This is a genomic window from Selenomonas sp. FOBRC9, assembly GCF_000287655.1.
Taxonomy (GTDB): Bacteria; Bacillota; Negativicutes; order Selenomonadales; family Selenomonadaceae; genus Centipeda; species Centipeda artemidis.
In genome coordinates, this window is record NZ_ALJR01000034.1 from 23,024 (window position 1) to 33,590 (window position 10,567).

Genomic DNA, 10,567 nt, shown 5'->3' on the forward strand with positions numbered 1-10,567 from the left:
CTCCTCACATATCCGGCAGAGTCAAACGCCCCGCGGGGAGGCCACTTGCCATACGGTGATTTTCTCGCCTTCAAATCGGCGCTGTATATTCCTAGTATAGCACAATGAAAAGCATTGGTCACTCATATCTTACCGATTTTTATTTCGCGATCGGCCATACCAGCGGAATGACGACAAGGCAGACGATGAGCGAGACCACGACGAGCGGCACGCCGACCTTGACGTAGTCCATGAAACGGAACTGGCCGGGACCAAGCACGAGCGTGTTCGGCGGGGTCGCAACCGGCGTCGTAAACGCGCAGGATGCAGCGATACCGATCGCCATGACCACGGGGTACGGCGAGACGCCGACGGTCTCCGCGATCGAGATTGCGATCGGCGCGAGCAGAGCCGCCGCCGCCGTGTTCGACATGAACTGCGTCAGACCGCAGGAAAGTACGAACATCGCAAAGATGATGACGTACGGCGAGGGGGCGTCGCCCATGAGGCTGACGACGAAGTTCGCGATGAGCGCGCCTGCGCCCGTCTTGTCCATCGCGCTCGCAAGGGGAAGCATACCGGCAAAGAGGAAGATCGTCGTCCAGTCGATGCCCTGATACGCCTGTTTCTCGTTGAGGCAGCCCGTCAATACGCAGATGAGTGCACCGATGATGGCGGACATATGCATCGGAACGTTGAGTTCTTTCTCAAAGACCATCGCGGCGATAACAGCGATAAGGATGGCGGCGCAGACATACATCTTGCTCGCGTTCGTCTTCTCCTCTTTTTCGATCGCTGCGTCGGCGTCATCTGTGCTGAGACCCTGTACCATGTGCTGCGGGCAGAGCTTACGGCCGATCGTGAGCATGTACGCCATACCCGCGATGGAGAGCGGAATGCCGATCCATGCGAATTCGAAGAAGCCGAACGGCTGGAGCCCGCTGGACTGAAGCGTTGCGCTCATGAGGATGTTCGGCGGCGTGCCGACCATCGTGATCGTACCGCCGACGTTCGCCGCGACGGCGAGCGCCATGAGCTGCGGAGAGACAGGCACCTTTGCCGCTGCGCAGATCTGGATCACGACCGGCATGAGGCAGGCGACCGTTGCCGTGTTCGAGGAGACCGACGAGAGGACAATCGTGATGAACATGATTGCCGCCATCAGAGGCGCCTCGCTGCTGCCGGACTTCTTCACGACAGCGATACCGATTTTCTGTGCGAGTCCCGTCTGGAACATCGCGGCGCCGATGACGAACATACCGGCGAACAGAACGACGGTGGAATTAGATAAACCGGAAAATACCTGTGCGGGTGTTAGCACGCCTAACAGTCCCAGCGAGATCGCCGCGCCCATCGCGGTAACGGCGAGCGGGATAATCTCAGTGGCGAAGAGAATCGCCGCCACCGCGAGAACCCCTAATGTCAGCATTGCTGCATCCATTGATTCATCTCCATTCATCAGTTCATAACTTTAGTTTCTGAAATATATTACAGAAACTTTCTTTGACGAAATTCTTAATTCTCTATCTCTTTTTCAAATCCTTCTTATTTTCCTTTGCAGCCGACATAATATTTTAGTATAAAAAACATAGTTTAAAACTATAATAAGAAAAAATTATTTATGGAACTTCAGGACGTGATATGGAAAAATGCCGGAAGCCCGAGCAACATTGAACTCCCTGCTAAGGCGTGATAAAAATCATTTATCTACTATAATATAATATATGTAATGAAAACTTTCGAAATGAAGCGAAAAAATTTTTATATGGTGTGAGATCCTATTGTTAAAAAAGGACGCCCGCGGAAGGAAAGACTGCGCGTGCAGAAGAATATATACAAGAGGAGGTGCAAGATGAGGATCGAGAAGCTGTGGAAAAATCTGTGCCAAACCGTGCGTACGGGCGCGCGGCGGTTCCGCACCGCGGTGGCGGCGGATGTCGTGCTGCTCCTATGTCTTGGAGCATTTACCTATCGCGAAATATACGAGGCGGAGGCTTGGTATTTGGAAGAGGCCGGTTCCGCGGCGGCGGCCGCTGCAGTCGGCTGTATTTTTGCCGTCTCGCTGCACCTCTTTTTTGAGAGACGCGGCAAGGAACACCGACGTGTGGAGGCGATCCTTACAGCCGCCGTATGTGCCGCAGTCTTCATTCTTGTGCGGGGGCACAGCTGGACGGTGCCGTACATCCTGCTCCAAACCCTCGGCGCTGCGCTCTCCTTTGCGGCTTTTGGACTTTATTGTCTGGAGGGCGAAGAGGAGGGGCGCTCCGCTCCGCTTGTCATATTTTCTCTGTGCAAGGCTGCCGTTGTCGGCACACTCTTGACCGCATCGCTGAATATCTGCCTCATGGCATTTGATTCGCTGATCGTTTCAGTGCCGCCGAACTTGCTGACGCTGCTGTATTTCTTGATTGCGGAGGTCTCTTATATTTTTGCAGGGGGACAGGTCGCCCTTGCAGGTCTGCCCGTGTACGGGCAAAGAGCGGAGATGCCCGCACTTTTCCGCGTGCTGCTCGCGCGCATCCTTTGGCCTGCCTGTCTCATCCTGCTCGTTATTCTCTATCTCTACGTGGCGAAGATCATCTTCCTGTGGGAGATTCCCGTCGGCATGATGAATTGGTTTGCCTCACTGGCGCTCCTTGCCTTTGCCGTGTTTTTTGTCTGTTTTGCGGGGGATGAACGGCACCCCTTTTTGAAGTCCTTTCTGCACCGCGGGCTGCCGGTCTTTCTGCCGATTCTTGCAGTGCAGGCCGTGGCCGTATGCCAGCGGATCGCGCCGTATGGGCTTACCGCTCCTCGTTACGCATCCATCCTCTGCACGGCGTTCGGTATTTTCCTGCTCATATGTGCGTTCCGGCGCAGTTCTCCGCGCCCGGCGTTCCTTGTCCTGGCGGTCATGATCGCCGTGTCCGCGCTGACGCCGCTGAGCATCCTCGACATCCCGCTGCGTACGCAGGAGGCACGCCTTTGGAGCGTTCTTGAGGAAAACGATATGATAAGGGACGGCACTGTCGTGGGGAACCCTGCTCTTTCGCCGGAGGCGCAGGAAAAATTGCTGAGCGCCTCGGAGTACCTGACGGAGCGAGGTCAGACGGCGTTCCTCGAGACGCCGGGCATGAACGATACGCTCGCGGAATTGCGCCGCAGCTATGAGGGAGAAGACACTGTCGATTGGTTCCTTTTCACCCCGCCCGATCCTGCCTTCGTTCCGGTGGCCGGATGGCAGGAAGCCTATGTGTTTTCGGATACGCCTGTCAGGGACGGCGTGCTCGTTGTGGAAAAGGGGGCGGGCGCAGAGGAGCACTGCGATGTTTCGGCGTACGTCGCGGAGGCGTTGGCGTATGCGCGCGAACATCGTGCGGGAAACGGTGTAAACAGATTCACACGTGAGATGCAGATCGATTTGGATGACCGGAGCCGCCTTTGCCTGAGCGAACTGCGGATCATGGCGCGCGGCGCAGGAGAAGAGGGGGCGGCGGTGAATATGCAGGGCGTGCTTTTGAAGAGGTAGAACGTCTTCCGGAATGCCTGTGCTTCTGTGTGATGCAGATGCGGTCATTCCCGATCAGCAGGGAGGATGCCCCGGTCGTTGTGGAGTCCGCGGTTTTCGTGGTTGACAATAGGATTAGTATTCGTTATACTTCAATAAGTATTTATTCATTTTTAACTTCATAAGCAGGTTCGGTGCTCCTTGTGAAAAGGAGGTAACAGGGAAATCGGTGTGAAACCGATGCGGTCCCGCCGCCGTAATGCCGAGGATGCCCCACCATGTCACTGCGCGAGCGGGAAGACGGGGCGGACGATGACGCAGAGCCGGAAGACCTACCGAATCTCGTACGCCGGGAGCGGTGCCCTTTGTGTGCGGATGCACGACAGGGTGGCGCTGCCACTGCATTCTGCGATGGACAGAACGGCAGTGTTTTTTTAGTGCGTACGATGGAGGAAAGCAATGCATAGGGAAGAGGGCGCGGGGGGCGCTCAGGGGAACTTTGGAGGAGGAAAATATCATCATGACGAAACGACAGCTGGCACTTGCCGTCGCCATCGCGGCGATCGGTACGAATGCGGTGTGGATGAGCGGTGTATCTGCTGCAGAGAAGCAGGATATCCACGGGGGGGGGACGGATGCCGTCGATACCTATGAACTCGATCCTGTCGATGTCGAAGGGGAGCGGGTGCAGGAAACCTCGAACACGACACTGCCCGGCGGATTCCTAGAGAGCAAACCGTCGGTCGGCTTGCTCGGTAATCAGGATGTGATGGATGCGCCGTTTACGGTCTCGAGCATGAGCCAAAAGGCGATTCAAACCTTTAGTTCGCCTTCGGACGGCGTCAATGGAACGCTTACGCTCAATCCGTCGGTGCGCGTGATGACCAGTCATCTCTATCAGGACATTGCCGTCCGCGGGTTCCGACTCAGCGGACATGCGTTGTACGTCAACGGCATTCCGGGGCTGCTCGCACAGTACAATATTCCTTACTACTGGGTGGACAGCGTGAGCGTCATCTCGGGCCCGAATATCGGTGTCAGCGGTACGATCGTCAATGAAGCGGTCGGCGGCACAGTCAATTTCACCTCGAAGAAAGCGGAGCGTGAGGCGCTGGAGGCACGTCTTTCCTATCTCGGTGGGAAATCCGTGGAAGAGGCGGTCGATGTGGGCAATCGGTTCGGTCGCGACAAGCGCTGGGGCGTGCGTGTCACGGCGACCAATGTCGCCGGCGAGACGGCGGTCAAGCATGAAAGACTCTTGCGTCAGAATATCTTCGTCAATCTCGACCAGCATACGACGCATTCACATACGAATCTGCTGCTCGGCTATAACCATACGAAGCACAATGCGGGACCGATGCGCATCGGGTTTGAGTTCGGCAGCGGCAAAGTGACGCATCTGATTCCCGCGCCGAAGCTCTCGCGCAGCTATAAGCCTGAGTGGTCGTACAACGAATACGATAATTTTATTCTCGCGCTCAACCATGATCAGAAGCTGAGCGAGCATCTCACGGCGTTCCTGAACGCAGGCTATCATTTGGAGAATTGGTATGGCTATGTCGACGGCTCGCCGACAGTGATTAACAATAACGGCGATTTCAATATCGCCATGGAGAATTATCCGCTGTACTTCACGCGCACCTACGTGGGCGTCGGTCTGCGCGGAGACTTTAAGACGGGCAGCGTGCGGCACGATTATCTCGTCGGCGTCGACCGCAACTGGCGGCGCAGCGGCGGCGCGGGGAATGTGTTCTGGCGCGGGACGGGTAACATCTACCGTGACAATACATGGGATCAGCCCGATCTGCTCCATGGGACGATCCCGCATAACAATAAGCTGACGATGACCGGGTGGCATGTGGTCGACACGATGAAGGCGTTCGACGAGAAGCTGCAGCTGACGATAGGATTCCATGGACACAGCGTCAAGGTCAGCAACGCGGGCAAGAGCACGGTGAAATCGGATGCGATTTCGCCGACCGTCGCGGTCAGCTGGAAGTTCACGCCGGACGTGATGGCATACGCGGCACACTCGGAGAGCTTTAACGCCGGATCGACCGTCGGAACCTCGTATAAGAATAAGGGGGAAACGCTTGATCCCGCGAAGACGAAGCAGAATGAGATCGGCGTGAAGGTGAAGAGCGGGAATTTCCTCCATACGCTCAGCCTGTTTCAAATTCGTCAGGCAAACTCCATTGATGTACAGAAATCCGACGGCGTTTATCTTGAAAACAATGGAGAGCGCGAGAACAAGGGCGCGGAGTGGGCGTTCACGGGCAGTATTGCCGACCGCTGGGATCTCGTCGGCGGCGTTTCCTACAGCAATTTCAAGCAGACAAAGACCAAGAACGGCGCGAACGACGGCAAGGGCGTCGACGGGATGCCGCGCTGGACGGGGACGATGGGCATTGTCTATCACCCCTCCGAGGCATGGTCGGTCATCGGGCGCATGAACTATGTGGGGAGCGGGACGATCAACAACGGCGTGATTCGCGTTCCCTCGCATGTCCTCTTTGATCTTGGCGCCGCGTACCAGACAAAGATCGACAAGACACCCGTGACGTTCCGTGCGATGCTCTACAACATCGCGGGCAAGGATTACTGGAGCATGCGTGACAACAGCACGAGCCTTGCACTCGGCGCGCCGCGCACCTTCACGTTCTCGGCAAACTTCGAGCTTTAATTATGACAAATCTGTTGTACCGGCTGCGGCGGATGCCGGATGTCCTGCTCTTTGGAGGGGCGGGGGGCATTCTGCTCCTTTCCCTCTTTGCGGGGCTGCTGCTTGGCTATCTGCCGATTGCGCCCGGGGGGCTCATAGAGATTCTGCGCTTTCAATTCTTTGGCGGCATGCCGCCTGAGATCGGCATGGGTGCGGCGAGCGCGGTATGGGATCTGCGTCTGCCGCGCATCCTGCTCGCCGCCTGCGTCGGCATGGGGCTCGCGCTCTCGGGTACCGTCATGCAGGCGATCTTTCGGAATCCCATGGCGGATCCCTACATCATGGGGGTATCGTCCGGGGCGTCGCTCGGCGTCGCGTGTGCGGTATTCCTCGGCATCGGTACGGCACTGGGCGCCGGCTCCATGGGAGTCGGCGCTTTTCTTGGTGCCGTACTGGTCTCCGCTCTTACGATTGCCGCCGTGGGGAGAATCGGCGGCGCGGGGATCTCGTATTTGCTCATCCTCGGCATTGCGCTCGCCGCTGTGTGCAGCGGCATCACAGGGGTACTCATCTATCTCGGGGCAAACTCCACGGGCATGGATGTAACGCTCTATTGGCTGATGGGGAGCGTTGCCGCGGCGAAACTGCCCGCAACGCTCGCGCTCCTTGCCGTCGTCGTGCTGATGACGCTCTTTTTTATCACGCAGTCGCGTATCCTCAACCTCATGCTCGAAGGCGAGACGGCGGCGATCCCCTTGGGGCGCCCGCTGTTGCCATTTATGCGGCTCTATCTTGGGCTGAATGCACTGCTCGTCGGCGCTGTCGTGCTGAACGCGGGGCTGATCGGCTTCCTCGGTCTGCTCGTTCCGCATTTTACACGGATGCTGGTGGGGGCGGATCATCGGCGGCTGCTCCCTGCTGCGGTTCTCTTCGGCGGCATCGCGGCGGTATGGGCGGACATCCTCGGCAGGGTGCTCGTGCGCGGTGTTGATATCCCGCTTGGCGTGATGCTTGCCCTCATGGGCGCGCCTGCGTTTATCGTCATGCTGACGCGCCGTGCCTATCGATTTGGAGGAGCGGAATGAAGATACAGATTGCGGATCTGTCCGCACAGTACGGGGAAAAACGTGTGCTCGACGGCGTGACCGTGACGTTTCCCGCACATCGGCTGACGGGGCTTATCGGTCCCAACGGCAGCGGCAAGAGTACCCTGCTCAAATGCATCTATCGCGTGCTGAAACCTTCGGGCGGCTGCATTCGCCTCGGGGCGCGCGATCTGTCGGCGCTCTCGTATAAGGAAAGCGCCAAGGAGACGGCGGTACTCGCGCAGCACCATGGACACGGATTTGACTTCTCCGTGCGCGACGTTGTGCTCATGGGGCGCACGCCGTACAAGGGCATTACCGAGGGGGACAACGCGGAGGACATCGCGATCGCGCGGCGCTCCATGGACGAGACGGGCGTTCTTTCGATGGAGCGGGACAGCTTCTCGTGGCTTTCGGGCGGCGAGCAGCAGCGCGTGATGCTCGCGCGTGCCCTCACGCAGGAGACGCCGTGTCTCATCCTCGACGAACCGACGAATCATCTGGACATCACCTATCAGCTGCAAATTATGGATCTCATCAGCGCACGCGGACTTACCGTCGTCGCCGCGATCCATGACCTCAATATCGCAGCGATGTACTGCGATCGGATCGTCGCCCTACAGAGGGGAAAGATCATCGCGGAGGGAACGCCCGCCGAGGTGCTGACGCCCGAACTCATCGGCGATCTCTACCGCATCAGGGCGGCGGTGTCCCTGCGCACCGACGGGCGCCCCGCCGTGCTCTACGAGAGGGGCGGGCGATGATGGGCGGAACTCTGCGTACCTTGAGCCTTGCGGCGGCGCTGATCCTCGTCACGGTCTATGCACTCGGGCGCGGAACGATTCCGCTCGGATTTACGGAGACCATACAATATATTTGGCTGAGTGTCGCCGATCCTGCGGGGGCGGGCAGTATCCGGCAGGACGTGATCGCCTGTCTGCGCCTGCCGCAGTTCGCATTGTCCTTCCTGATCGGGGCGGGGCTTGCGGCGGCGGGGGCGGTCATGCAGGCGGTGATGAAAAATCCGCTCGCCGATCCCTATTTGCTCGGCATCTCCTCCGGGGCGAGCCTGGGAGCGGTGCTCGCCATTGTCGCTGGCATTGGGACGCTGTGGGGGCTCGACGGGACGGGGCTTTTTGCCTTTTTCGGCGCGGTCGCGGTCTCCGCGTTCATCCTCCTCATCGCTTCGCTGACCAAGGCGAGCGGCGGCAGTCTGACGCTGCTGCTCGCGGGCTTTGCGACGAATGCCGCGTGTTCGGCAGCGCTCAGCTTCGTCATTGCGGCGATGGCGGAGCCGAGCAAGACGCGCTCGATTCAGTTTTGGATGATGGGAAGCCTTGGGACTGTGCGTCCTGCACTGCTCGCCGTGCTCGCGCTCGTTATGGCGGCGGGGGTGCTCTATTTTATCTCGCAGCGGCGCGTGCTCGATCTCATGCTCATGGGGGACGAGCTTTCCCTCAGCATGGGGCGGGATCTTGCGCTCTACCGCAAAATATATATTGCCGTCACGGCGGTGATGGTCGGGAGCGCGGTCTATGCCGCAGGCATGATCGGATTTGTGGGGCTCATCGTCCCGCACGCCGTTCGCCTCGTGACGGGCAGCGCGCATCGATATATCATCCCCCTGAGCGCGCTCGGCGGGGGCGCCTTCCTCGCGTGGGCAAATATCATCGGACGCAATATCGTCCCGGGGACGGAGCTGCCCATCGGTGTCACAACGACACTCGCGGGCGCGCCGCTCTTCCTGTGGATGCTGTTTCGGCGTAAATACGGGGGTGGGCGCGGATGAAGCATACGTTATACGCATTGACGGCGGCGCTCGCGCTCCTGCTCACGGGCTGCGGGGGAGAACCTCAGAGAGAAGCGGAGCTGCCGGGGGCGGTCACCGTCGAGAATATCAATGTAGAAAACTACTTCGAACTGGGCGCGAACGTTGAGACATTTGACCGCATCCCGGAGCGCGTCGTTATCATCGGCGCGAACGAATCCGAACTGCTGATGGATCTCGGCGTGACGCATGGCGTGATCGCCGCGGTGCCGAGTCAGAACAACCCCACGTTTGGCATCAAGGAATGCAACAGAGCGGTGTTCGACTCCTTTCCCCCGATGAAACGCTCGGAGGTGAACGCGGAGCATCTGCTTGCACTGAATCCCGACCTCATCGTGGCGCAGCAGGAGTTTTTCTCCAAAAATCGGCTTGGCAGCACCGCATACTGGAACGGCAAGGGCGTTCATACGATGGTGCCGCTCAACACGACCGCGCCGGGCAAGTTGAACGCCGTGGAGACGATCGCGCGCGAGATGAAGTTCGTCCGCGATATGGGCGCGGTGTTTCGCCGTGACGCTGCGGCGGAGAAAATCGTCGCGGATACCTATGCACGCATCGATTTGATCCGAGAGAAGGCGCGGGATGTGGAAAAGCCAAAGGTCATGATCCTCGACCTCATGAGCAGCATCGTCGCTTCCTATGGGCGCGACAAGATCGCGGGGGATATGGCGGCGGCAATCGGCGGCGATGTCCCGCATACGAGTGCGGCGGTCGGAACGGAGAACATCATGGAAGAAAATCCCGATGTCGTGTTCGTCGTCACTTATGACGAAAAAGAGCAGGAGGTTGAGAAAATACGAGAGAACCCCGCGTTCCGCCATCTCGGCTTCATCCAAAATAACCGGCTCTATCCCATTCCGCTGAAATTCGTCTACGGCCCGCAGATACGCACGATCGATGCCGTCGGCTACATGGCGAACCGCATGTATCCAGGGCTGTTTGATTTTGCAGTGGAGTATGATTTTGGCGTACGGTGAGGAGGGACTTGCATGAATACAGTGTGCCGGATGATGTACCTGCTGCTCGCCGTATTGCCTCTCTTGTTCGCCTTTGGCTGCGGAAAGGCTTCCGCGCCGCAGGAAACGGGCTATACGGTGACGGACGCGCAGGGGCACGCGGTTGCGTTCGAAGAAAAGCCTGTGCGGATTCTGAACTACGGGCTGTGGCTGGACAACATTGTGCTCGGGATGCTCCCGCCGGAGCGCCTCGTCGGCATCGACCACATGGCGGACGATCCGAACAGCTCCAACATCGTCGATATCGCCGAGGGCATCGCGGAGAAAATCAATCACCTGTCGGCGGAGCGTGTGCTCGCCCTGCATCCCGACGTGGTATTCCTCGATGCCGACATCGACGCGGGACCCGCGCAGACACTGCCGGAACTCGGCATCCGCGTCGTCGCCTGCAGGAAACCACATAATGCCGAGGAGCTGCGCGCGGCCGTCCGCATGGTCGCCGCCGCGCTCGGCGAGGAGGAAAAGGGCGAGGCGCTCGTCGCCCTCTTCGATGCGGAGCGGGAGGCGCTC

At 58.8% G+C, this 10,567-nt stretch carries 8 protein-coding genes and 1 riboswitch; of the genes, 7 read left to right on the forward strand and 1 reads right to left on the reverse strand.

The features are described from left to right. Positions 1-139: 139 nt before the first annotated feature. Positions 140-1,420: an SLC13 family permease gene (locus tag HMPREF1147_RS08705; RefSeq protein WP_009439306.1), complete on the reverse strand. Its 1,281-nt coding sequence runs from the start codon at positions 1,418-1,420 to the stop codon at positions 140-142. 411 nt (positions 1,421-1,831) lie between these two features. Between HMPREF1147_RS08705 and HMPREF1147_RS08710 the strand changes: the two genes are divergently transcribed. The 7 genes from HMPREF1147_RS08710 to HMPREF1147_RS08745 all read left to right on the forward strand — a co-directional run. Next, complete coding sequence (locus tag HMPREF1147_RS08710) at positions 1,832-3,487, forward strand: DUF4153 domain-containing protein (protein WP_009658548.1); 1,656 nt, start codon at positions 1,832-1,834, stop codon at positions 3,485-3,487. Positions 3,488-3,641: 154 nt separating this feature from the next. After that, a riboswitch (cobalamin riboswitch) is annotated at positions 3,642-3,821 on the forward strand. A gap of 165 nt (positions 3,822-3,986) precedes the next feature. Then, on the forward strand, positions 3,987-6,149 hold the full coding sequence (locus HMPREF1147_RS08720; protein WP_037351352.1) for a TonB-dependent siderophore receptor: 2,163 nt from the start codon (positions 3,987-3,989) through the stop codon (positions 6,147-6,149). 2 nt (positions 6,150-6,151) lie between these two features. Continuing rightward, positions 6,152-7,213 (forward strand): iron ABC transporter permease, encoded by a 1,062-nt coding sequence (locus HMPREF1147_RS08725; protein WP_009658541.1) that lies wholly within the window; start codon positions 6,152-6,154, stop codon positions 7,211-7,213. Further along, entirely contained in the window at positions 7,210-7,977 is a 768-nt protein-coding gene (locus tag HMPREF1147_RS08730; protein ID WP_009658538.1) for an ABC transporter ATP-binding protein, read from the forward strand. Before HMPREF1147_RS08725 ends, HMPREF1147_RS08730 begins: the two co-directional genes overlap by 4 nt. Further along, the gene (locus HMPREF1147_RS08735; RefSeq protein ID WP_232208071.1) at positions 7,974-9,002 is read left to right on the forward strand and encodes an iron ABC transporter permease; all 1,029 of its coding nucleotides are present in this window, start codon (positions 7,974-7,976) and stop codon (positions 9,000-9,002) included. The genes HMPREF1147_RS08730 and HMPREF1147_RS08735 overlap by 4 nt, the downstream gene beginning before the upstream one ends. Further along, the gene (locus tag HMPREF1147_RS08740) at positions 8,999-10,018 is read left to right on the forward strand and encodes an ABC transporter substrate-binding protein (protein WP_009658551.1); all 1,020 of its coding nucleotides are present in this window, start codon (positions 8,999-9,001) and stop codon (positions 10,016-10,018) included. The genes HMPREF1147_RS08735 and HMPREF1147_RS08740 overlap by 4 nt, the downstream gene beginning before the upstream one ends. Before the next feature lie 12 nt (positions 10,019-10,030). Further along, positions 10,031-10,567 (forward strand): ABC transporter substrate-binding protein (locus HMPREF1147_RS08745; RefSeq protein WP_009658542.1); only part of this gene is annotated, 537 nt, incomplete at its 3' end.